This is a genomic window from Bradyrhizobium barranii subsp. apii (assembly GCF_011516635.5).
Taxonomy (GTDB): Bacteria; Pseudomonadota; Alphaproteobacteria; order Rhizobiales; family Xanthobacteraceae; genus Bradyrhizobium; species Bradyrhizobium barranii.
This window is the reverse complement of record NZ_CP096255.1, coordinates 9,841,284-9,863,919: the sequence shown is the minus strand read 5'-3', so window position 1 is coordinate 9,863,919 and position 22,636 is coordinate 9,841,284. Positions and strand designations below refer to the sequence as shown.

General features: G+C 65.0%; 17 protein-coding genes and 3 pseudogenes. 16 read left to right on the top strand and 4 right to left on the bottom strand.

The features are described from left to right. Positions 1-128 precede the first annotated feature (128 nt). From HAP41_RS46900 to HAP41_RS46870, 7 genes are all read left to right on the top strand, one after another. Positions 129-1,100: an aliphatic sulfonate ABC transporter substrate-binding protein gene (locus tag HAP41_RS46900; RefSeq protein ID WP_014491109.1), complete on the top strand. Its 972-nt coding sequence runs from the start codon at positions 129-131 to the stop codon at positions 1,098-1,100. Positions 1,101-1,329: 229 nt separating this feature from the next. Then, a complete protein-coding gene (locus tag HAP41_RS46895) occupies positions 1,330-2,175 on the top strand; it encodes an ABC transporter permease (RefSeq protein ID WP_166066780.1) in 846 nt (281 codons plus the stop codon). A gap of 4 nt (positions 2,176-2,179) precedes the next feature. Beyond that, a complete protein-coding gene (locus HAP41_RS46890) occupies positions 2,180-2,965 on the top strand; it encodes an ABC transporter ATP-binding protein (RefSeq protein WP_166066789.1) in 786 nt (261 codons plus the stop codon). 54 nt (positions 2,966-3,019) lie between these two features. After that, a complete protein-coding gene (locus tag HAP41_RS46885; protein WP_166066808.1) occupies positions 3,020-3,529 on the top strand; it encodes an OsmC family protein in 510 nt (169 codons plus the stop codon). A gap of 201 nt (positions 3,530-3,730) precedes the next feature. After that, positions 3,731-4,546, top strand: coding sequence for a hypothetical protein (locus tag HAP41_RS46880; RefSeq protein ID WP_166066812.1), 816 nt, complete (start codon positions 3,731-3,733; stop codon positions 4,544-4,546). 104 nt (positions 4,547-4,650) lie between these two features. Beyond that, positions 4,651-5,364 carry a hypothetical protein gene (locus HAP41_RS46875; protein ID WP_166066833.1) on the top strand — a complete coding sequence of 238 codons (714 nt, stop codon included), beginning with the start codon at positions 4,651-4,653 and terminating at the stop codon, positions 5,362-5,364. A gap of 437 nt (positions 5,365-5,801) precedes the next feature. Further along, positions 5,802-7,478: a methyl-accepting chemotaxis protein gene (locus HAP41_RS46870; RefSeq protein ID WP_175617970.1), complete on the top strand. Its 1,677-nt coding sequence runs from the start codon at positions 5,802-5,804 to the stop codon at positions 7,476-7,478. A 123-nt stretch (positions 7,479-7,601) separates the two neighbouring features. On the opposite strand, the gene mutS is transcribed toward HAP41_RS46870, so the two are convergent. Next, a complete protein-coding gene (gene mutS / locus HAP41_RS46865) occupies positions 7,602-10,337 on the bottom strand; it encodes a DNA mismatch repair protein MutS (RefSeq protein ID WP_248577161.1) in 2,736 nt (911 codons plus the stop codon). Between the two features lie 216 nt (positions 10,338-10,553). Here mutS and pcaF point away from each other — a divergent pair. The 6 genes and pseudogenes from pcaF to HAP41_RS46835 all read left to right on the top strand — a co-directional run bounded on the left by pcaF (position 10,554) and on the right by HAP41_RS46835 (position 16,330). Beyond that, positions 10,554-11,761, top strand: a pseudogene (gene pcaF, locus HAP41_RS46860) (3-oxoadipyl-CoA thiolase). A gap of 99 nt (positions 11,762-11,860) precedes the next feature. Then, complete coding sequence (locus HAP41_RS46855) at positions 11,861-12,754, top strand: dioxygenase family protein (protein WP_166066961.1); 894 nt, start codon at positions 11,861-11,863, stop codon at positions 12,752-12,754. Between the two features lie 118 nt (positions 12,755-12,872). Continuing rightward, positions 12,873-13,574 carry a protocatechuate 3,4-dioxygenase subunit beta gene (pcaH, locus tag HAP41_RS46850; RefSeq protein WP_166067017.1) on the top strand — a complete coding sequence of 234 codons (702 nt, stop codon included), beginning with the start codon at positions 12,873-12,875 and terminating at the stop codon, positions 13,572-13,574. Then, positions 13,575-14,165: a protocatechuate 3,4-dioxygenase subunit alpha gene (gene pcaG, locus HAP41_RS46845; protein WP_166067040.1), complete on the top strand. Its 591-nt coding sequence runs from the start codon at positions 13,575-13,577 to the stop codon at positions 14,163-14,165. A 264-nt stretch (positions 14,166-14,429) separates the two neighbouring features. Further along, positions 14,430-15,029: pseudogene (locus HAP41_RS46840) on the top strand (methyl-accepting chemotaxis protein); the annotation flags it as partial. A gap of 212 nt (positions 15,030-15,241) precedes the next feature. Beyond that, entirely contained in the window at positions 15,242-16,330 is a 1,089-nt protein-coding gene (locus HAP41_RS46835; protein ID WP_166067066.1) for a phosphotransferase, read from the top strand. Between the two features lie 132 nt (positions 16,331-16,462). Here the strand turns inward: HAP41_RS46835 and HAP41_RS46830 are convergent, their stop codons facing one another. The 3 genes from HAP41_RS46830 to HAP41_RS46820 are packed head-to-tail and all read right to left on the bottom strand — an operon-like array spanning position 16,463 to position 19,674. After that, a complete protein-coding gene (locus tag HAP41_RS46830; RefSeq protein ID WP_166067090.1) occupies positions 16,463-18,019 on the bottom strand; it encodes an MDR family MFS transporter in 1,557 nt (518 codons plus the stop codon). A 4-nt stretch (positions 18,020-18,023) separates the two neighbouring features. Then, a complete protein-coding gene (locus HAP41_RS46825; RefSeq protein ID WP_166067139.1) occupies positions 18,024-19,199 on the bottom strand; it encodes an HlyD family secretion protein in 1,176 nt (391 codons plus the stop codon). Continuing rightward, positions 19,192-19,674 (bottom strand): MarR family winged helix-turn-helix transcriptional regulator, encoded by a 483-nt coding sequence (locus HAP41_RS46820; RefSeq protein ID WP_166067163.1) that lies wholly within the window; start codon positions 19,672-19,674, stop codon positions 19,192-19,194. Before HAP41_RS46820 ends, HAP41_RS46825 begins: the two co-directional genes overlap by 8 nt. 155 nt (positions 19,675-19,829) lie before the next feature. On the opposite strand from HAP41_RS46820, the gene HAP41_RS46815 reads away from it, so the two are divergent. From HAP41_RS46815 to ispG, 3 genes and pseudogenes are all read left to right on the top strand, one after another. After that, a complete protein-coding gene (locus HAP41_RS46815) occupies positions 19,830-20,324 on the top strand; it encodes a Fur family transcriptional regulator (protein ID WP_038943833.1) in 495 nt (164 codons plus the stop codon). Between the two features lie 34 nt (positions 20,325-20,358). Beyond that, a pseudogene (locus HAP41_RS46810) lies at positions 20,359-21,311 on the top strand (DMT family transporter). A 12-nt stretch (positions 21,312-21,323) separates the two neighbouring features. Further along, positions 21,324-22,607: a flavodoxin-dependent (E)-4-hydroxy-3-methylbut-2-enyl-diphosphate synthase gene (ispG, locus tag HAP41_RS46805; RefSeq protein WP_063980029.1), complete on the top strand. Its 1,284-nt coding sequence runs from the start codon at positions 21,324-21,326 to the stop codon at positions 22,605-22,607. Positions 22,608-22,636: the final 29 nt, after the last annotated feature.

The window sequence follows — 22,636 nt, the reverse complement described above, 5'->3', positions numbered from 1 at the left end:
TCCATGCTGGAAAAGGCCGGCCTCGGGCAAAATCGTTCTCGGCCGAGGGGCTTTCGGGATAGCGATTTTCTCGTTGACCTCTAGAAATAACTCATTGAAAAACAATGAAGTTTTTGAGGAGGCTGGGCATGACCGGGATTACACGACGCATTCTGTTGGCGGGGGCTGTTGCGCTCGCCATGACCCCCGCGGCACGGGCGGCGGATCCGCTCAAGGAAATCCGCATCGACTGGGCGACCTACAATCCGGTGTCGATGGTCCTGAAGCAGAAGGGTCTGCTGGAGAAGGAGTTCGCCAAGGACGGCATCAGCATCATTTGGGTGCAGTCGGCTGGCTCCAACAAGGCGCTCGAATTCCTCAACGCCGGCTCGATCGATTTCGGCTCGACCGCGGGCTCGGCGGCGCTGGTGGCGAAGATCAACGGGAACCCCATCAAGTCGATCTACGTCTATTCGCGTCCCGAATGGACGGCGCTGGTGACATCAAAGGATTCCAAGATCGCGAGCGTTGCTGATCTCAAGGGCAAGCGCGTCGCGGTGACGCGCGGCACCGATCCGCACATCTTCCTTGTGCGCGCGCTGCTCGGTGCAGGCCTGACTGAGAAGGACATCACGCCGGTGCTGCTCCAGCACGCCGACGGCAAGACCGCGCTGATCCGCGGCGACGTCGACGCCTGGGCCGGCCTCGATCCGATGATGGCGCAGGCCGAGGTCGAGGAAGGTGCAAAACTGTTTTATCGCAAGGCGGATGCCAACACCTGGGGCATCCTCAATGTGCGCGAGCAGTTCTTGAAGGACTATCCGGACGCCGCCCGCCGCGTGCTCGCGGTGTATGAAGAGGCCCGCAAATATTCGCTGGCGAATTACGACGACCTGAAGAAGACCTTCATCGCCGTGACCAAGCTGCCGGACGCGGTCGTCGACAAGCAGCTCAAGGAGCGCACCGAGCTCACCCACAGCCGCATCGGCGCACCCCAGCGCGAGTCGATCCTCGCCGCCGGCCTTGCCCTGCAGCAGGCCGGCGTCGTCGACGCCAAGGTCGACGTGAAGGCCACGCTGGATGCCCTGATCGACGACCAGGTCCCGCTGCCGACGAACTAGTTCTGCGCAAGAGGCAGGTGCGCGCAACAAACTCCGCTGTCGTCCCGGGGCGCGAAGCGAGCCGGGGACCCATAAGCCCAGGGAGTAGTTTGACGCGAAGGCGGTCACTCCGAGTCCCCGTAGCCATGTCTGCCTGTGGCTATGGGTCCCCCGCCTTCGCGGGGACGACGCAAGAAAGCGCGGCAAGAGTAGTGTTGCATTCCCTCGCCAGACGCGCTCCCTACCGGCCATGATCACCGACGCGCCAGTCCTGCAACAGACATCGGAACCGGCCGAGAGCGCCGCCGCGCCCTCGCGGCTGTCGCGTTATGCGCGGCCGTTGCTTGGAATCTTGCTGCCGCTCATCCTCGCGCTCGGCTGGGAGCTGGTGGTCTGGTCCGGCTGGTCCAACGGCCGTCTGGTGCCGCCGCCCTCGCGCGTCTTTGCGACCATCGCCGAGCTCGCCCGCTCCGGAGAGCTGGTCCGCCACATCGCCGCGACGCTATGGCGGGTCGGTCTCGGCTTCGCCTTCGGCGTGATCGCGGGCACCGTGCTCGGTGCCATCTCCGGCTATTGGTCGCTGGCGCGGCGGCTGCTCGATCCGACCGTGCAGGCGCTGCGTGCGATCCCTTCGCTGGCCTGGGTGCCGTTATTCATCCTCTGGCTCGGCATCTTCGAGACCTCCAAGATCGCGCTGATCGCGGTCGGCGTGTTCTTCCCGGTCTATCTCGGCGTGATGGGCGCGATCCTTTCCGTCGATCGCAAGATCGTCGAGGTTGGTCGCACCTTCCGCCTCTCCGGGTTCGCCATGATCCGCCGCATCCTGCTGCCTGCCGTGCTGCCGGCCTATGTGGTGTCGTTGCGTGTCGGCCTCGGGCTTGGCTGGATGTTCGTGGTGGCGGCCGAGCTGATCGGCGCCTCGGAAGGCCTCGGCTATCTCCTGCTCGACGGCCAGCAGCTCGGCAAGCCCGCGCAGATTTTGGCCGCGATCGTCATCTTCGCCATCCTCGGCAAGCTCACCGACTGGCTGATCGAGGTCGCAGCCGCGCCGTTCCTGCGCTGGCAGGACGCCTTCGGGCGCGCGAAGGGAACGTAACACGATGCTGGCGCTCGACCGGGTCAGCAAGACCTATCCCAACGGCGTGCAGGCGCTGGCGCGCTTCTCCGCCGAGATCAAACAGGGCGAGATCGTCGCCATCATCGGCGGCTCCGGCTGCGGCAAGTCCACGCTCTTGCGCGCCATCGCAGGCCTCGATCGCGCGAGCGCAGGCACGGTGACGCTCGACAGCGAGGCGATCAATTCGCCGCACGCAAAAATCGGCATCATCTTCCAGGAGCCGCGGCTTCTGCCCTGGCTCAGCGTCGCCGACAATATCGGCTTCGGCCTTGCCGACCTGCCCGCGACTGAGCGGAGCGAGAAGGTGGCGCGCGCGCTCGCCCGCGTCGGCCTCGCCGACAAGGCGCAGGCCTGGCCGCGTGAGCTCTCGGGCGGGCAGGCGCAGCGTGTCGCGATCGCGCGTGCGCTGGTGCCGCAACCGGAAGTGCTGCTGCTCGACGAGCCGTTCTCGGCGCTCGACGCCTTCACCCGCAGGGATCTCCAGGATCATCTGCTCGACCTCTGGGCCGATACGCGGCCGACCTTGATCCTCGTCACACATGACGTCGACGAGGCCGTGGTGCTGGCTGATCGCGTTTTGGTGATGCGGCCGCGGCCGGGCCGGCTGTTCGACCAGATCGAGATCAATCTGGGCCGGCCGCGCGACCGCAATTCGCCGCTGTTCGAGAATTTCAAGCGAAGTGTGCTGACGTCACTCGACCGTTCGCTGGACCGCAACGTGCCCGACCGTGACGCAACCCAGGGTCCCGGTCAGGCCATGTGGTGGTGACATTTTCTCTCTGAGCCGGTACATCGAAGGACGATTTTTCCGGGAGAGAACAAGATGGACGCCGCAGCACTGCGCCAGATGCAGGCCCCGATCAAGGAACGCTACAAGACCGATCCCAAGACCGCGATGATCACGCTGAAGGCCAAGGGCTCGACCGACAGCGAAGGCATCGCCTGCAAGGTCGAGACCGGCCGCGCCATCGCGATGGCGGGCCTGCATCCGGCCACCGGCGGCTCCGGCCTCGAGCTCTGCTCCGGCGACATGCTGCTGGAAGCCTTGGTCGCCTGCGCCGGCGTCACGCTGAAATCGGTTGCGACCGCCATCGAGATCCCGCTGAAGACCGGCAACGTCTATGCCGAGGGCGATCTCGATTTCCGCGGCACGCTCGGCGTCGACAAGGAGACCCCGGTCGGCTTCGCCGAGATCCGCCTGCGCTTCGAGGTCGACACCGACGCGCCGCAGGACAAGCTCGATCTCCTGCTCAAACTCACCGAGCGCTATTGCGTGGTCTACCAGACCATCAAGAGCGGCCCGAAGGTTTCGGTGTCGATGCAGCGGATGTGACTTCCTGCCCCTCCCCTTGAGGGGGATGGTCGATCGCGCGTAGCGCGAGCGGGGTGGGGTGATCTCTCCACTCGGGCACCGTATCCGTCGAGAGACTGTCACCCCACCCCGTCTCATATTTCGCTACGCTCCAGATGAGCCGACCCACGAGCGAGCTTCGCTCGTCTCGGACCCCTGCCAGGGCAGGGTAAGAAGCAAAAAATGCCCCCCGAGCTCCACTTCATCATCTTCCTCGTCCTGCGCATGGCGATCGCCGCGGCGTTCGTCGTGTCCGCGTCGTTCATTGCCGAGCGCACCGGTCCGGTGATCGGCGGACTGGTGGCGACCTTGCCGATCTCGGCCGGTCCTTCCTACGTCTTCCTCGCGCTCGACCATGACGCCGCCTTCATCGCGCAAGGCGCGCTGTCGAGCCTTCCGGTCAACGCCGCGACGATCGTCCTTGGGCTCACCTATGTCGTGCTGGCGCAGCGGAACAATCTGCTGGTGAGCGCCGGCAGCGCGGTCGCGGTGTGGATCGTGCTGGCCTCCATCATCCGCCTGTTCGACTGGACTTTGACCGCCGGGCTCGCCGTCAACCTGGTCGCCTTCGGCATCTGCATTCCGCTGCTCGCAAGGTACCGCCATGTGAAGATGCCGCTGGTGACGCGTCGCTGGTACGACAGTCCATTCCGCGCCTCGCTGGTCGCGACGCTGGTTGCGATCGTGGTCTCGACCTCGGGCTGGGTCGGCCCGCGGGTAAGCGGCGTCATCGCGCTCTACCCGATCGTGTTCACCAGCATGATGGTGATCCTGCATCCGCGCATCGGCGGCCCGCCGACCGCCGCCGTGCTCGCCAACTCCGCCTGGGGCCTGCTCGGCTTCGGTCTGGCAATTGCGGTGCTGCACGTCGCCGTCACGCAGTTCGGCTCGGCGATCGGCTTGAGTTGCGCACTCGCCACCTGCATCGGCTGGAACCTGACGCTGTGGTGGATGGGACGACGGAAGAGGCCGATGCATCAGCCGCGCCGCGCTTCGTAAGGCGAGATACGCTACGCTTGGGACCTCAACCCTGCGTCAGGATAGTTAGTTACCCGGGCTGGCAGACCCGCTAAACTGGCAACAGAGCAAGATCGGGGCGTGCGGTGGAGGGATTGTACAAGGTCGAATACGATATCAACGACGGCTCCGGCCGCAGCGTGCTGTACGCCCATGCCGGGAAAATGCTTGGCGGCAATACGGCCTTCGCCCACTTCGGCACCTACGAGATTGTGGACGGCGAAATCGTCGCCAGGCTCCGGACGAAGCGCCACAGCCGGTCGCCGCAGCACAGGTCGCTGGTCAGTTCCGACGCCGTCACAATCAGTATTCGCGGTCGACCGCAGGGCAAGCTCTACCGCTTCGAGGGAGAAGTGGTCGAGGACGCCTCGGTGTTTCGCGCCGTGATGACGCCGCTCGGCGACGATGACGTTCCCCCGCCCGGTGCGGTCGGCGAGGGCGGCATCGTCAGCGGACTCTATTCGATCGACATCCGGATGCTGGATGGAATTACCGGTGGCCATACCGGCGTGATGTTGCTGCGCGACGGCCGCATCCTCGGCGGCGATGCCTTCTTCTATTATCTCGGCGCCTATTCTTCGGCGAACGGTCGCTGGAAAGGTGAATTCGTCAATCAGGAACACACGCTGGCAAAGAGCGAGCATCCCTTGTTCGGTGGCTATGAGGTGGGCATCGGCTTCTCCGGCCACTGCGATGACAAGGGCGCCGACATGGAAGCGATCGCGCTCGCCGGCAAGCGCAGCATCCGCCTCGCCGCCACCTTGAAGCTGATCGAGCCGTTTGCCAGGGCAAGCCGCTGACGGCCGCCGGAAGGCGTTGCGTTAATGGGTCAGCATCCTGGACGGTACGCGCGGAAAAGCGCGCGCGGGGCCGCGATCCGTTCATGTCGCGACGTCGCTAAGTATCGATTCGATCGTTGCTAATTCGCGTTTCGGCCGTTTCTTCCGCCGGCCATTTTCGGTTCCATCACTCCGTATTTCTTCGGAGATGGGCTGCCCGATTCCGATAGGTGCATTAATCTAAATTTGGTGCATTCCCCGTAAAGCTACTCGTCGGTTGTCGTTTCCGCGTTTGGGCGGACATGGGCATCAAGGCGGGTTCTCTGTACGCGTGAACGGACCCACATAGTTCACAGCTAGTCATATTCCAACGCTCGGTCTGTCCGAGGGCGTCCGCTCGCCTGTCTTTGAGGCGCGTTGCGCTGCGGCACCATGCGATCCATTCTGGAGATGTTTTGATGTTTGGTCGTAATCCCCATGGAAATGCCCAGGCACAGCTCGACGCCATCGGCCGTTCGCAGGCGACGATCGAATTTGCACTGGATGGCACCATCCTCACCGCGAACGAGAATTTCCTGAAGGCCCTGGGCTATGGGCTGGAGGAGATCAAGGGAAAGCATCACTCCATGTTCGTGCCCGCCGATCAGCGAGGCGGCGCGGCGTACAAGGCGTTCTGGTCCGCGTTGAAGAGCGGCGAGTTCCAGGCCGCGGAGTTCAAGCGGATTGCAAAGGGCGGTCGCGAGATCTGGATCGAGGCGTCGTATAATCCCGTGCTTGACGGCGACGGCAAGCCAGTCAAGGTCGTGAAGATCGCGACCGATATCACCGCGAAGAAGATCAATGCCATGACGGAAGCCTCCAAGGTGTCCGCCATCGGCCGCGCCCAGGCCGTCATCGAGTTCAAGCTCGACGGCACTATCGTGACTGCGAACCAGAATTTCTGCCAGGCGCTCGGCTATTCGCTGGCCGAGATCGAGGGCAAGCATCACAGCCTGTTCGTAGCCCCCGCTGAGCGCGACAGCGCGGCCTATCGCGAATTCTGGGCCAGGCTCAACCGCGGTGAATACCAGGCGGGCGAATACAAGCGTATCGGCAAGGGCGGCCGCGAGGTCTGGATCCTCGCCTCTTATAACCCGCTGCTCGACGAGAACGGCAAGCCGTTCGGCGTTGCCAAATTTGCGACCGACGTCACCGCGGAGAAGCTGAAGAACGCCGACCTCGCTGGTCAGATATCGGCGATCGACAAGGCGCAGGCCGTGATCGAATTCAACATGGACGGCACGATCATCACCGCCAATGCCAATTTTCTCGGCACGCTCGGCTATTCGCTGGCCGAGATCAAGGGCAAGCATCACAGCATGTTCGTCGAGCCGTCGGAGCGCGACGGCGCTGCCTATCGCGAGTTCTGGGCAACGCTCAATCGCGGCCAGTACCAGGCGGCTGAATACAAGCGCATCGGCAAGGGCGGCAAGGAGGTCTACATCCAGGCCTCCTACAACCCGATCCTCGATCTCAACGGCAAGCCGTTCAAGGTCGTGAAATACGCCACTGACACCACGCGGCAGGTGCTGGTCCGCATGGGCAATGAGCGCGTCCGCGGCATGATGGAATCGGTCGCCGCAGGCTCGGAGGAGCTGAACGCGTCGGTGCGCGAGATCTCCGAAGCGATGACCAAGTCACGCGAGACCGCGATGAGCGCGGTGGAGCAGGTTGCCTCTGCCGACGCGCAGGCGCAGCGGCTGACCGAGGCGGCGAAGGCGATGAGCGGTATCATCGAGATGATCAACAGCATTACCAGTCAGATCAACCTGCTCGCGCTCAACGCCACGATCGAATCGGCGCGCGCCGGCGAGGCTGGCCGCGGCTTCGCGGTGGTCGCTTCCGAGGTGAAGAGCCTCGCCAATCAGGCGAGACAGGCGACCGACAAGATCGGCCAGGAGATCGGCAGCCTCAACGGCATCTCCGGCGACGTCGTCAGCGCGCTCGGCTCGATCAAGCAGGCCATCAACAACGTCAGCGAATACGTCACCTCGACAGCCGCCGCCGTCGAGGAGCAGAGCACGGTCACGAACGAGATGTCGACCAGCATGCAGCGCGCCGCCGCGGAAGCCGCCGCGATGGCGGCAAGGGCGTAAGCCAAGCGCGCAGAGGTCGTAGGGTGGGCAAAGGCGCGCTCTTCGCGCGCCGTGCCCACCATCTTCCCGCGAATTGGTCGTTGAATGGTGGGCACGCTGCGCTTTGCCCACTCTACGGCATCGTCACTGCTTCGGCAGCTTGGCCTTCAACGCATAGAGCGCATCCAGCGCCTCGCGCGGGGACATCTCGTCCGGGTGGAGGGCCTTCACGGCGTCGATCAATAGCTCGGCCTCGGTCGGCGGTGCGGCTTCGGCGGCGGCGCGCGAGGGCACCGCGAACAGCGGCAGATCGTCGGCCAGCGCACGTGCGGTCTGGCCGCGGTCTTGCGCCTCCAACTTCGCCAGCACCGATTTGGCGCGCGTGATCACGGCCGGCGGCAGGCCTGCGAGCTTGGCGACCTGGATGCCGTAGGAGCGGTCGGCCGAGCCCGGCAGCACCTCGTGCAGGAACACGACATTGCCCTGCCATTCCTTCACCCGCACCGTCGCGTTGAACATGCGCGGCAGTTTTGCCGAGAGCGCGGTCAGCTCGTGATAGTGCGTGGCGAACAGCGTGCGGCAGCGGTTGCTCTCGTGCAGATGCTCGATCGCGGCCCAGGCGATGGAGAGACCGTCGAACGTCGCGGTGCCGCGGCCAATCTCGTCGAGGATCACGAGCGCGCGCTCGCCGGCCTGGTTCAGGATCGCAGCCGTCTCGACCATCTCCACCATGAAGGTGGAGCGGCCGCGCGCGAGGTCGTCGGCGGCGCCGACGCGCGAGAACAGGCGGTCGATGATGCCGATCCGCGCGCGCGTGGCCGGCACGAAGCTGCCGATCTGCGCCAGCAGCGCGATCAGCGCGTTCTGGCGCAGGAAGGTCGATTTACCGGCCATGTTGGGACCGGTGAGCAGCCACAGCTGGCCGGATTTTTGCGCCGGTGTTGGCGAGAGATCGCAGGCATTGGCAATGAATGGCTCGCCATTGCGCTTGAGCGCCTGTTCCACGACGGGATGGCGGCCCGCCTCGATCGCAAAGCCGAGGGAGTCATCCACGTCCGGCCGCACATAATTGTCGTCGACCGCGAGCTTGGCCAGCGAGGTCGCGACGTCGAGCAGCGCGAAGGCATGGGCGGCGGCGCGCAGATCGTCGCTGATATCAAGCGCCTTCGCGGCCAGCCGCTCGAAGATCTCGAGCTCGAGTCCGAGCGCGCGGTCGCCGGCATTGGCGATCTTGGCCTCGATCTCGCCGAGCTCCGAGGTGGTGAAGCGCACCTGTCCGGCCAGCGTCTGGCGATGGATGAAGGTCGCATTCAGCGGCGCCGACATCAGCTTGTCGCCGTGCTGCGCGGTGACCTCGACGAAATAGCCGAGCACGTTGTTGTGCCGGATCTTGAGGCCCTTCACGCCGGTATGATCGGCGTAGCGCGCCTGCATCGAGGCCACCACCAGGCGCGAGGCGTCACGCAGGCTTCGCGTTTCGTCGAGCGCGGGCTCGTAGCCCTGACGCACGAAGCCGCCGTCGCGCTTGATCAGCGGCAGCTGCTCGTCCAGCGCGCTGGCAAATTCGGATGCGAGCTCGCGCGACGGACGCTGCAGGGCCGCCATCACCACCGCGATCTCCTGCGGCGGCTGGTCGAGCTCGCCAAGCCGCGTCAGCACCTGGTCGGCGGCGATGATACCGTCGCGCAGGCCTGCAAGATCGCGCGGGCCGCCGCGGCCGACCGAGAGACGGGCCAGTGCGCGCGACATGTCGGGCGCGCCGCGCAGGATGCTGCGGATGTCTTCACGCGCAGCGGAGTCTGCAACGAAGGCGCTGACGGCATCGAGCCGCCGCGCGATTGCGGGCGCGTCCGTCAGCGGCGCGGCCAGCCGCTGCGCCAGCAGGCGCGAGCCGGCCGAGGTCACCGTGCAGTCGATGGCACCGAGCAGCGAGCCGCGCCGTTCACCCGCGAGCGTTCGCGTCAGCTCGAGATTGGCGCGGGTGGCCGGATCGATCGCCATGGTGGCGCCCGAGGCCTCGCGCGCGGGTGGCGACAGCGGCGGATGCTTGCCGACCTGGGTGCGGTCGACATAGGTGACGGCGGCGGCGGCGGCAGTGGCTTCCAGCCGCGTCAGTTGCGCCAGCCCGTCCATGGTCGCGACGGCGAAATAATCGCACAGGCGTTTTTCCGTGGCGCCATCGAAGACGTCGCGGGTCAGCGGCGTCACCGCCGGCAGCTCGCGCAAGGTCTGTCCGAGCTCGCCGTCATTGTAGAGCGCGTCGGTGACGATCGCCTCATTCGGATTGATGCGTGCCAGCGTCGCGGCGAGCTCACCGCTAGAGCATTCCATCACCGTGAATTCGGCGGTCGAGATGTCGATCCAGGCAAGCCCAAAACGGTCGCCGCCACCGGAGGCGCGGGCGCGCGCGATCGCCAGCAGATAATTGTTGGCGCGCGCGTCTAACAGCGTGTCCTCGGTCAGCGTGCCCGGCGTGACCAGCCGCACCACGCCACGACGCACCACGCTCTTGTTGCCGCGCGCCTTGGCGGCGGCGGGATCTTCGGTCTGCTCGCACACGGCGACCCGGTGGCCGGCGCTGATCAGGCGATGCAGATAATCCTCGGAACGCTCGACCGGCACGCCGCACATCGGGATGTCGGCGCCCTGATGCTTGCCGCGCTTGGTCAGCACGATGCCGAGCGTCTTCGAGGCGATCTCGGCGTCCTCGAAAAACAGCTCGTAGAAGTCGCCCATCCGGTAGAACAGCAGCAGGCCCTGATGCGCCGCCTTGATCTCAAGGTACTGTTCCATCATCGGCGTGACGCGCGCGGCAGCTTCCGCCGGCGGTGCGGGCGTGGATTCGGGTTCTGGCGCGGGGATGGGCTGTTGCATTGTCATGGGCGGCGCAACCTACAAAATTTCGCCTCCTGCTCCTACCGGTTTGGCCAGAGCAGGCGGGTTTTCCACGTTGTCCGCACCGCGGCATGCATTGGCAGCGTGCGCACCCCTCGGAACACGCAAGAAACCGTCAATTGACCTGCCGCGGGCGCCCTCCTAAAACTCCGCGGACATTGAAGAATTTGGGCCGGACCGCGGCATTCAGGGAGAACAACGATGCGTGACGTCTTTATCTGCGATGCCGTGCGGACCCCGATCGGCCGTTTCGGCGGCTCGCTCGCCAAGGTGCGCGCCGACGACCTCGCGGCGGCCCCGATCAAGGCGCTGATGGCCAAGCATCCCAATCTCGACTGGGCACAGGTCGACGAAGTCTTCTTCGGCTGCGCCAACCAGGCCGGCGAGGACAACCGCAACGTCGCGCGCATGGCCCTGCTGCTTGCGGGCCTGCCGGATTCGGTTCCCGGCCAGACCCTGAACCGGCTCTGCGCCTCCGGCCTGGACGCGGTCGGTGCGGCCGGCCGCGCCATCCGTTCCGGCGAGATCGAGCTTGCGATTGCCGGTGGCGTCGAATCCATGACCCGCGCGCCCTTCGTGATGGGCAAGGCGCAGGAAGCCTTCTCGCGCTCCGCCGAGATTTTTGACACCACCATCGGCTGGCGTTTCATCAATCCGCTGTTGAAGGCGCAGTATGGCGTCGACGCCATGCCGGAGACCGGCGAGAACGTCGCCGAGGAATTCCAGGTCTCGCGCGCCGACCAGGACGCCTTCGCCATCCGTTCGCAGCAGCGCGCGGGCGCGGCGATCGCGGCGGGTTATTTCGCCGAGGAGATCACGCCGATCACCATCCCCGGCGGCAAGGCGGGCCCGATCACGATCGACAAGGACGAGCATCCGCGCCCGGAGACGACGCTGGAAGGCCTGGCAAAACTGAAGCCGATCGTGCGCAATCCCGGCACCGTGACCGCCGGCAACGCCTCCGGCGTCAATGACGGCGCCGCCGCGATGATCCTGGCCTCTGAAGCCGCCGTGAAGAAGCATGGCCTCACCCCGCGCGCCCGCATCCTCGGCCTCGCCTCGGCCGGCGTGCCGCCGCGCATCATGGGCATCGGCCCGGTGCCCGCAACCCGCAAGCTGATGGAACGCCTCGGCAAGAAGATCAGCGATTTCGACCTGATCGAGCTCAACGAGGCCATCGCCTCGCAAGGCATTGCCTGCATGCGCCAGCTCGGCGTTGCCGACGACGCCGATTTCGTCAATCCGCATGGCGGCGCCATCGCGCTCGGCCATCCCTCGGCATGAGCGGCGCGCGCCTCGCGCTCACCGCCGTCCACGGCATGGAAAAGCGCGGCGGCAAGCTCGCGCTGGCCACGATGTGCGTCGGCGTTGGCCAGGGCGTTGCCGTTGCGATCGAGAAGCTGAACTGAACTCTCTCCTCTCCCTCTCCCCGCAAGCGGGGAGAGGCGAAGATTCCGGGCTCGTTCGTTTCACTCGCGCCCGGAATGACGGGTAATCCGGAGACGAGCATGATCATCGAGCGCGAGCAGGACGTCACGGCCGCTGCACTGGCGGTGATGGAGCGGACGTCCGATCCGCGGCTGCGCCAGATCATGGTCTCCCTCGTCAAGCATCTGCACGCCTTCGTCCGCGATGTCCGCCTGACTGAGAAGGAGTTCCGGGACGCGACCGCGATCGTGGCCGAGCTAGGCAAGCTCACGACCGACACGCACAACGAAGTCGTGCTGATGGCGGGCTCGCTCGGCGTCTCGCCGCTGGTGTGCCTGCTCAACAACGGCGATCGGGGCAATACCGAAACCGATCAGTCGCTGCTCGGCCCGTTCTGGCGGTTGAACTCGCCGCGGGTCGAGAATGGCGGCTCGATCGTCCGCTCGGAGACGCCCGGCGCGCCGCTGTTCGTCAGCGCCCGCGTCATCGACAAGGACGGCCGTCCCGTCGCCGGTGCGGATGTCGATGTCTGGCACGCCTCGCCGGTCGGTCTCTACGAGAATCAGGACCCTGATCAGGCCGACATGAACCTGCGCGGCAAGTTCACGACCGACCAGGACGGACGCTTCGCCTTCCGCTCGGTGATGATGGTCGGCTATCCCATCCCGACCAATGGCGTGGTCGGCCGCCTCCTGGAGGCGCAGAGCCGGCATCCCTTTCGTCCCGCGCATCTGCACGCCCTGATCTTCAAGCCCGGATTCAAGGTGCTGATCTCGCAGGTCTACGACCCCGCCGACCCGCATATCGACAGCGACGTGCAGTTCGGGGTGACGCAGGCACTGATAGGCAAGTTCCAGCGCCACGACGCGCCGCATCCGACCGCACGAGACGTCCCGACCCCCTGGTATTCGCTCGACCACACCTACCGGCTGGAGGCCGGTGAGGCCGTGCTGCCGCGTCCGCCGATCAAATAGCGTGGTCCTGCCGGCGCAGGACACCTGCCAAACCCGCTTCCCTAGATTAGTTATGTTCTATAATGATCGGGGGAAGCGTTGACCGGCCGGAGCAAAATGGCCGGGGAGGAGTTCGCCAATGACATTCATCTATCCCGTCGATAGCAACAAGGCGCATCCGCTGCCGCTGTCGCCCGAATACAAGAGCTCGATCAAGCGCGCGCCGAACAAGCCCTTGATCCCGATGCGGCACACGCTGTCGGAATTGACCGGCCCGGTCTACGGCCACGAGACCGTGCGCGAGGGCGACGCCGATCTCACCACCCAGCATACCGGCGAGCCGATCGGCGAGCGCATCATCGTGCATGGCCATGTGCGCGATGAGGACGGCCGCGGCGTGCCGAACTCGCTGGTCGAGATCTGGCAGGCCAATTCCTGCGGCCGCTACGTCCATGTCCGCGACCAGCATCCGGCGCCGCTCGATCCGAACTTCACCGGCGCGGGCCGCACCGTGAGCGATGCCGACGGCTACTACCGTTTCGTCACCATCAAGCCTGGCGCCTATCCCTGGGGCAATCACCACAACGCCTGGCGTCCCGCGCATATCCATCTGTCGGTGTTCGGCCATTCCTTCGTCACGCGGCTCGTGACGCAGATGTATTTCCCTGCTGACCCGCTGTTCCCGTTTGACCCGATCTTCAACTCGGTGCCGGACGAGAACGCGCGGGCGCGGATGGTGTCGTCATTCGACCTCGAGAACACGCAGCCCGAATGGGCGCTGTGCTACCGCTTTGACATCGTGCTGCGCGGCAAGAACGCCACGCCAATGGAGAACACTTAAGTGCAGGACAACGGTATTACCCCATCGCAGACCGTCGGTCCGTTCTTCAAATACGGCCTGACGCCGACCGGCGAATACGCCTGGAACGACGCGTTCACCAACTCGACGCTGACGCCCGACGTCACCGGGGATCGCGTCCGCATCGAAGGCCGCGTGTTCGACGGTGACGGCGTCGTGGTGCCCGACGTCATGCTGGAGATCTGGCAGGCGGACGCGCAGGGCCGCTTCGCCGACCCCCAGGACAAGCGCGCATTGCCGAATGCGAGCTTCCGCGGCTTTGCCCGCTGCGGCACCGACAAGGACGGCAATTATTCCTTCGACACCGTCAAGCCGGGCGCGGTGCCCGATCCCGACGGCAAGCCACAGGCGCCGCACATCGTGCTTGCGGTGTTCGGCCGCGGCATGCTGCGGCATCTCTACACCCGCATCTATTTCAGCGACGAGGCCGGCAATGCCGCCGATCCCGTGCTGGGACTGGTGCCGGCCGATCGCCGCGCGACGCTGATCGCGACGCGCGAGGCGGGGAAGACGGTCTATCGGCTCGACCTGCGGCTTCAGGGCGACGACGAGACGGTCTTCTTCGACATGTGAGGCAGCAACGCGTGGCGGCGATATCGACAGCCGCCACGCGTTTCTCATCCAGCGCAACTGAGCTAGTTGCTGCGTTTCATCGGGCCTGAGACGTTTCTCTCCGTGCCCTGAGTTGGTCTCGCTGACTCAAAAACGACCGACTGACGTCCTCTTTTCGTAATTTTCCGGTGCCCGCGGGATACAATTTCCGCGCGAAGCAATCCCGTGTTTACCGCAGTTGTTTAGGGTCCGTTCGGATTTCGACCTGCGCCATTGGATTGTTTCATGAAAATTCGTCTCTCGCTTTCTTCTGCAGTCATTGCATTCGGGATCGTGCTCGCCATCGGCTTTACTGCCGTCGTCTCGACCAGCCTTTACGCCCTGCGCGAGCTCAAGGTCGGCGGTCCGCTTTATTCCGACATCAAGCTCGGCAACGACCTCATCGCGGACATCCTGCCGCCGCCCGAATATGTGATCGAAGCCTATCTCGAGGCCACGCTCGCCATGCGCGAGCCGGACCAGCTGTCGGCCCATGGCGAACGCCTGGTCCAGCTCCGCAAGGATTACGATGAGCGCAAGGCATTCTGGACCACCTCCAGCCTCTCCACCGATCTGAAGACGGCGCTGGTGTCGAAATCCGACGCCGAGGTGCAGAAGTTCTGGAAGCTTTTGTCCGACCAACTCCTGCCGGCCCTCAAAGCCAAGGACGTGGCCGGCGCCGAACGCGCCTATGCGCAGCTCAAGGACGCCTACACCGCGCACCGCGCCGTCATCGACAGTATCGTCGAGAGCGCCAACAAGCAGAATGCCGACATGGAGAAGCTGGCGGCCGAGCGCGACAGCTCGATCCTCTACTTTCTCCTCGGCGTCTCCGCAGCCGTCCTGCGAAGGAGGTCTCGGCCAAGATCGCCAATGTCAGCCGCGACGCCGCCTCGGTGGACGAGCGCGCCACGGAGGTGAGGCAGGCGATCGCGGGCATGGCGGCCAACCTGGAATCGCTGCGGTCGGTCGTCGTCCGGACCGTGCGCGACTCGACCGAAGCGGCTTGAGTCGGGCGCCGGGTCTGCGGCTGGTGCGTGGGGCCGTGATCGTGCAGTATGGCGCGGGACAGGGGCATCGTGGTTATGACACCTCCACAACTGCCGGCGGTCGTTGAGCCCGCCCAACTGACGGCTGCGCTGCGCAAGGCTGGCGCGCTGGATCGTGGCGCTGTCCGCGAAGTGAAGGTGCTGCATGAGCGTGACACGATCCTGTCGCACATCGTGCGACTCGGCTTGCGCTATGTCGGGGAGTCTGCCGGTGCGCCGCAATCCCTGATCCTGAAGACCGCGCATTCCGCCTTCGCGAAGACGCTTGCAAATGGCGGCCGGCACGAAGTGGCCTTCTACACGAAGCTTGCGCCGCAGATGCCGCCGGGGCTCGTGCCGCGCTGTTTCGACGGTCATTTCGACGAAGAGAGCCAGACTTGGCATCTACTGCTCGAGGACCTCACCGACAGCCATGAGATCGCCACGCAATGGCCGCTGCCGCCCTTGCGCGCGCAGGCGATGGCGATCGTCACCACGCTGGCCGGCATGCATGCAGCGTGGTGGGACCATCCCGGTCTCGGCGAGACTGTCGGCACCTGGGCGAGCACTGAGGACAGCACAAGCCACATGGAGACCTTCGCCGGCCATTACGATCGCTTCGCCGACCTGCTCGGCGACCGCCTCAGCGAAGAGCGCCGCATCCTCTACCGCCGCCTCATCGATCAGTCGGCCCGGCTATCCCAGCGTTACCACTCTCGCCGCCACGCTACGATCACTCACGGCGACGCGCATACCTGGAATTTTCTGCTTCCGCGCGCCAGCGTCGCGGATAGCGTGCGCATCTTCGATTTCGACCTCTGGGGCATCAACGTGCCTACCACCGACCTCGCCTACATGATGGCGATGCAATGGTATCCAGATCGCAGGCAGGCGCTCGAGCGGGCGCTGCTCAATCGTTACCACGAGACGCTGATAGCCAACGGCGTCAGCAGCTACACGCGCGGCGCGCTCGATCAGGATTATCGTCTGTCGGTGCTCTGGCACATCACCAAGCCGGTCTGGCAGTGGAGCATCAACATCCCGCCGTTGATCTGGTGGAACAATCTGGAGCGGGTGATGATGGCGGTGGACGATTTGGGCTGCGAGGAGTTGTTGTAGAAGCTCGTGCCACCTGTTCGCTGTCGTTGCCCGGCTTGACCGGGCGACCCAGTATTCCAGAGACGGTTGTGGGATTCGGAGAAGCTGCGGCGTACTGGATGCCCCGGTCAAGCCGGGGCATGACACCTGTGGTTACTCCATCACCGCATGTTCCGGCCCCGCGGCCTGCTTGCGCAGCGTGGCCTTGGTCGAGCCGATCAGCAAGGCGAGCGGGATGGTGCAGAGGATGAAGATCATCACCAGCATATAGTCGTGTGCGAACGCGATGATCTGCGCCTGCACGCTGACCATCCTGTCGGCCATGGCGCGGCCGGCGTCGGTGGAGAGATTGATCATGCCGCTGACGCTGGGCATCTGGAGCGCGTGGTTGAACGGGTTGATGTATTCGGACAGGATCGCGTAGGTCCGTCGCGTTCCCTGCGTCAGCTCGGCGATGACGACGGAGATGCCGACCGAGCTCGCGACGTTGCGCATCAGGGTCAGCATCGCGGTGCCGTCGGTACGCAGCTCGTTCGACAATGTCAGGAACGCCACCGTCGAGAGCGGCACGAAGACGAGGCCGAAGCCAAAGCCCTGGATGACGCTGACGGTGACGATCTCCGGCACCTGGGTCAGGTCGGTCCACCCGGTCATCTGGAACAGCGAGCCCGCGGTCAGCGTCAGGCCGGTGATGATCAGCGTGCGTGCCTCGAAATAACGCATCATGCGGCCGACCAGCATCATGGCGAAGAAGGTGCCGAAGCCGCGGCTCGCCAGCAGCAGGCCGGCGGTGATGATGGGATAGCCGATCACGTTCTGCATGTAGGGCGAGGCCAGCGCCATGGTCGAGAACAGCACGAGCCCCATCACGACCATGAACATGCAGCCGGTGACGAAGTTGCGATCCTTGAACAGCGCGAAGCGGATGAACGGCGTCGACGTCGTGAAGGAGTGCGCGAGGACGAAGTAGAAGGCGACGGCCGAGACGATGAACTCTGCGATGATCTCATTGGATTCGAGCCAGCCCAATTGCTCGCCCCTGTCCAGCGCGAGTTGAAGCGAGCCGATCGCGACCGCCAGCGCGGCAAAGCCGAACCAGTCGAATTTGAGGCTGATATCCTTCCGGGTCTCGTCCATGAAGACGATCAGGCCGAGCACGGTGACGGCGCCGAACGGCAGGTTGACGAAGAACACCCAGTGCCAGGAATAGGTCTCGGTCAGCCAGGCGCCGAGCGAGGGGCCCATGATCGGGCCCATCATCACGCCCATGCCCCAGATCGACATCGCCTTGGCGCGTTCCTGGAGCGTGTAATAATCGAGCATGACCGATTGCGACAGCGGCACCAGGGCGGCGCCGAACACGCCTTGCAGCAGGCGGAACAGCACCATCTGGTTGATGTCCTGCGCGAGCCCGCACAGCACGGATGCGAAGGTGAAGCCGGCGGCGCAGATGATGAAGATGCGCTTGCGGCCGAAGCGGTTGGCGATCCAGCCGACCGGCGCCGTCATGATCGCGGCGGCGACGATGTAGGAGGTCAAGACCCAGTTGATCTGGTCCTGCGAGGCCGACAGTGAGCCCTGCATGTAGGGCAAGGCGACGTTGGCGATGGTGGTGTCCAGCGCCTGCATGATGGTCGCGGTCATGGCGCAGATCGTCACCATGTTCCGGCGCAGGCCGGGGACCATCAGGCTGGCATTGGGGCCGGACATCGGATCAGTCCTTGTCCTGGTCTTTGTCCTGGTTCGCCGTCGCCGACAATCCGAACAGGCCGGCGAGCGAGCGCTTGTGGCCGGTGTCGATGGTGGCGTAGACGCTCATGCCGGCCTTCAGCTTTCGCACGTATTTGTCGGTCTCGTCGAAATAGATCCTGACAGGCACGCGCTGCACCACCTTGACGAAGTTGCCGGTGGCGTTCTGCGGCGGCAGGATCGCGAATTGCGCGCCGGTGCCGGGCGAGAGCGAACCGATCTTGCCCTTGAAGACGTGGTTCGGAAACGCGTCGACCTCGAGGGTCACAGGCTGTCCCTCGGTGACGTGGGTGAGGTCGCTCTCCTTCGGATTGGCGTCGACCCAGGGGTGAGCGACGTCGATGATGGAGAACACTGGCGTGCCGGCGGTGACGTAGCGGCCGAGCTGAATCTGCTCGACCTGCGTCGCAACGCCGCCCATCGATGCCCGCACCACGGCGTGGTCGAGATTGCGCTCGGCATTGTCGAGCTTGGACTTGGCCTGCGCGTAAGGCGGGAATTTCTCCAGCGGCAGGTCGGTGTCGCCGAGCAGCTGCGTCTTGGCCGTCGAGATCTGCTGCTTGACGTATTGCGCGATCGAACCTGATGTGACCAGCGCGTTCGCCGCGTTGTCGAGGTCGAGTTGCGAGCCGTAGCTGTTCTTCACCAGCGCCTGTTTGCGCTCGACGTCGCGCTGCTTCAGGTCGACGCCCTGTTGCGCAAGGTTGAGCATGTCGCCGTAGATCTTGATGTTGGCGCGGAGGTTGTCATAGGTCGACTGCGCCTGCATCAGCTGCGCCCTGGCCTCGTCCACCGCGAGGCGGAACGGCACGGGATCGATCTCGAACAGCTCGTCGCCTTGCTTGACGATCTGGCCTTCCCTCACGACGACCTTCTGGATCTTGCCGGAGATGTCGGGCGTCACCAGGACCTTCTGCGCGCCGACATAGGCATCGTCAGTGCCGACATAGCGGCCGCCGTTCAGATAGAAGGTGAGGCCGCCGAGGGCGACGACGAGCGGCAGCACGACCAGGAGCAGGACGCGGCGATAGCGGCGCAGGCCCGCCACCAGGCGGCGGCGCGGATCGGTGCCGGCTTTCTTGGTGGGCTTGCCGCTGTCGCTCTTCTGCTCGGGCTGGAACTTGAGGACCTGATCAGCCATAGCGCTGCTCCTTACGCGCTTGTTCCGCGCCGGATGTCTGGATCGCGTTACGCACGTTTTCCTTGATGGATTCGAGTTGGGTGAGGAGACGGCGGGCGTCCGCCGGGCTGATGCCGTCGAGTGCGTTCGCCGTGAGTTCCGATTTCAGGCCGCTCATCTTGCCGAGCAGCGCACGGCCGGCCTTCTTGAGATAGAGGCGCTTGACGCGGCGGTCCGAGGCGTCGCTGCGGCGCTCGATCCAGTCGCTGTCGCAGAGCTTGTCGATCAGGCGCGTCAGCGTGATCGGCTGCATCTCCAGCAACTCGGCGAGTTCCGACTGCTTCATGCCCTCGCTGCGCTCGACCTTGGCCAGGACCGCCCATTGCGCGCGGGTGATGCCGAAGCGCGATGCCTCCTTGTCCGCATAGACCCGCAAGAGGCGGTAGAGTTCACCGAGCGTGAACAAGAAGTTCTGGTCGACGGACCCGCGGGTCATAACGTTATCTCCAATGAGCTTGACTATAATAAGCAAGCTTATGATTATTTCGTGGCGGATTAGCGGGACGCTGTCCCGCAGCAAGAGCATGGCTGACAGGCGCATTCCCGGTCGCGCTTTGGGTTCCACGGCCGAAATGCTAGAAGGCAGGCCACATGACCCTCGCAAAGCCGGCATTTCCGACGCCTGACCACGATCACGGCCGCTGCACCGCGGACGCGCTGGCGCACGCCGAGACGGTTTGCGAGGCTCGCGCGCAGAAATTCACGCCGATCCGCCGCCAGGTGCTGGGGGCGCTGCTCTCCAGCCACCGGCCGCTCGGCGCCTATGAGATCATCGACGAGCTCGCCAAGTCGATGCCGCGGCCGGCGCCGATCACGGTCTACCGTGCGCTCGATTTCCTGATGGCCAACGGCCTCGTGCACCGCATCGAAAGCCGCAACGCCTATCTCGCCTGCGCCGCCCACGACCACGACGCGACCTCGGCGGTGGCGTTCCTGATCTGCGAGCGCTGCGGCCTGGTCGGTGAGATCCCGTCGGCGTCCTTCGCCAAGGACCTCAATGCCGCGGCGCGCAGCTCAGGCTTCGCACCAAAACTGTCCGTGGTGGAGATTACGGGCGTCTGCGCCCATTGTCAGAAAGCTGCATAAAGCAACAACGGCGCAAGCCGGTATTCGGGAAGAAATGTCCGCACCACAAGCCATACCGTCCGCCGCTCGCCCCCTCAGTGCCGGCGCCATCGCCCTGATGCTCATGCTGTGCCTGACCTGGGGCTTCAATCAAATCGCAGTGAAGCTGGTGCTGCCGGAGGTGCCGCCGATGCTCCAGGCGATGATCCGCTCGATGGGTGCGTTGCCCGTGCTGTTCATTATCGGCAGCTTGCGCGGCGTCAAATTCTTCGAGCGCGACGGCACGTGGAAGCCGGCCTGATCGCCGGGCTGATGTTCGGCGTCGAGTTCGTGCTGATTTTCCAGGGCCTGCGCCTGACCTCGGCCTCGCGCGCGGTGGTGTTCCTCTACACGGCGCCGTTCTTCGTCGCGCTCGGGTCCTACCAGGTGCTCGGCGAGCGGCTCGGCGGCACCCAATGGCTGGGGCTGGCCGTGAGCTTTGCCGGAGTTGCGCTCGCGATCGGCGTGCCGCAGCCCAATGTGGATTCGCACATCCTGCTCGGCGATCTCCTGATCGTGGCCGGCGCAGGGCTTTGGGCGGCGACCACGCTGGTCGCCAAGGGCACCCGGCTGCGCTTCGCGGCGCCGGAAAAGGCACTCGGCTATCAGGTCGCGACCTCGATCCCGATCCTGGGCACCGCCGCCTGGCTGTTTGGGGAGACCATCACCCGGACCCCGTCGCCGCTGTCGCTCAGCCTGATGGCCTTCCAGGCGATCTGGGTGGTTGGAACCACGTTCACGCTTTGGTTTGCGCTGGTGAAGACCTATTCGGCCAGCAAATTGTCGGCTTTTACCTTCATCACCCCTTTGTTTGGCGTGGTGGGTAGCTATTTCATCATGCACGACACCTTGAGCCTGACATTCGGGGCCGCTGCGATCCTTGTAATTGCTGGGCTTTTTCTGGTTAACCGTCCCAGCTCAACGGCTGCGGCGCCGCGCGATGCATTGCTCAACGTCACCAAAACCTGATATTTGGACCCCATGAACAAGCTCGAAAACCCCATTGATTCCGACATCGCGGGCCCGGCGCCCCGGCACCGGACCACCCAGGTCAAGGTCGGCGACGTCGCCGTCGGCGGCGGTGCGCCGATCGTCGTGCAGTCGATGACCAACACCGACACCGCCGACATCGACGGCACCATCGCCCAGGTCGCAGCGCTCGCGCGCGCCGGCTCCGAAATGGTCCGCATCACCGTGGACCGCGAGGAGGCCGCCGCCGCCGTTCCGCATATCCGCGATGGCCTCGCCAAGCGCGGCATCACCACGCCGCTGATCGGCGACTTCCATTATATCGGTCACAAGCTGCTCGCGGCCTATCCGGCCTGCGCCGAGGCGCTCGCGAAATATCGCATCAATCCCGGCAATGTCGGCTTCAAGGACAAGCGCGACACCCAGTTCGCCGACATCATCGAGATCGCGAACAAGAACGGCAAGCCGGTCCGCATCGGCGCCAATTGGGGTTCGCTCGACCAAGAGCTGCTGACCAAGCTGATGGACGAGAACGCCGCGTCCGCCAATCCGCGCGACGTGCGCGCGGTGACGCGCGAGGCCATGGTGCAGTCGGCGCTGCTCTCGGCCGCGCGCGCCGAAGAGCTCGGCATGCCCAAGGATCGCATCATCCTGTCCGCAAAGGTGTCGGCGGTGCAGGATCTGATCGCGGTCTATCAGGATCTCGCGGCGCGTTCCGATTACGCCATCCATCTCGGTCTCACCGAGGCCGGCATGGGCACCAAGGGCATCGTGGCATCGTCGGCCGCGCTCGGCATCCTGCTTCAGCAGGGCATCGGCGACACCATCCGCATCTCGCTGACGCCGGAGCCCGGCGGCGACCGCACCCGCGAAGTGCAGGTCGGCCAGGAATTGCTGCAGACCATGGGCTTCCGCACCTTCGTGCCGCTGGTTGCGGCGTGCCCCGGCTGCGGCCGCACCACATCGACCACGTTCCAGGAACTGGCGAGCTCGATCCAGGCGTTCATCCGCGACGAGATGCCGGGCTGGAAGACGAAATATCCGGGCGTCGAAGAGCTCAACGTCGCGGTGATGGGCTGCATCGTCAACGGCCCCGGCGAATCCAAGCACGCCAATATCGGCATCTCGCTGCCGGGCACCGGCGAAGCGCCGGCCGCGCCCGTCTTCGTCGATGGCAAGAAATTCCGCACGCTGCGCGGCCCAACCATCTCCGCCGACTTCAAGGCGCTGGTGATCGACTACATCGACCAGCGCTACGGTCAGGGCGCCAAGGTCCCGGTGACCGCGGCGGAGTAAGCGTCTCCAAATATCGAATCGTAAGGCGG

What these genes read in the sequence shown, in the direction of transcription:
- HAP41_RS46820 (WP_166067163.1), bottom strand. Translation starts at nt 19,674, where the DNA reads ATGACCCGCGGGTCCGTCGACCAGAACTTCTTGTTCACGCTCGGTGAA.
- HAP41_RS46870 (WP_175617970.1), top strand. Translation starts at nt 5,802, where the DNA reads ATGTTTGGTCGTAATCCCCATGGAAATGCCCAGGCACAGCTCGACGCC.
- HAP41_RS46880 (WP_166066812.1), top strand. Translation starts at nt 3,731, where the DNA reads ATGCCCCCCGAGCTCCACTTCATCATCTTCCTCGTCCTGCGCATGGCG.
- pcaH (WP_166067017.1), top strand. Translation starts at nt 12,873, where the DNA reads ATGACATTCATCTATCCCGTCGATAGCAACAAGGCGCATCCGCTGCCG.
- HAP41_RS46825 (WP_166067139.1), bottom strand. Translation starts at nt 19,199, where the DNA reads ATGGCTGATCAGGTCCTCAAGTTCCAGCCCGAGCAGAAGAGCGACAGC.
- mutS (WP_248577161.1), bottom strand. Translation starts at nt 10,337, where the DNA reads ATGACAATGCAACAGCCCATCCCCGCGCCAGAACCCGAATCCACGCCC.
- HAP41_RS46855 (WP_166066961.1), top strand. Translation starts at nt 11,861, where the DNA reads ATGATCATCGAGCGCGAGCAGGACGTCACGGCCGCTGCACTGGCGGTG.
- HAP41_RS46815 (WP_038943833.1), top strand. Translation starts at nt 19,830, where the DNA reads ATGACCCTCGCAAAGCCGGCATTTCCGACGCCTGACCACGATCACGGC.
- HAP41_RS46890 (WP_166066789.1), top strand. Translation starts at nt 2,180, where the DNA reads ATGCTGGCGCTCGACCGGGTCAGCAAGACCTATCCCAACGGCGTGCAG.
- HAP41_RS46885 (WP_166066808.1), top strand. Translation starts at nt 3,020, where the DNA reads ATGGACGCCGCAGCACTGCGCCAGATGCAGGCCCCGATCAAGGAACGC.
- HAP41_RS46830 (WP_166067090.1), bottom strand. Translation starts at nt 18,019, where the DNA reads ATGTCCGGCCCCAATGCCAGCCTGATGGTCCCCGGCCTGCGCCGGAAC.
- HAP41_RS46900 (WP_014491109.1), top strand. Translation starts at nt 129, where the DNA reads ATGACCGGGATTACACGACGCATTCTGTTGGCGGGGGCTGTTGCGCTC.
- HAP41_RS46895 (WP_166066780.1), top strand. Translation starts at nt 1,330, where the DNA reads ATGATCACCGACGCGCCAGTCCTGCAACAGACATCGGAACCGGCCGAG.
- ispG (WP_063980029.1), top strand. Translation starts at nt 21,324, where the DNA reads ATGAACAAGCTCGAAAACCCCATTGATTCCGACATCGCGGGCCCGGCG.
- HAP41_RS46835 (WP_166067066.1), top strand. Translation starts at nt 15,242, where the DNA reads ATGGCGCGGGACAGGGGCATCGTGGTTATGACACCTCCACAACTGCCG.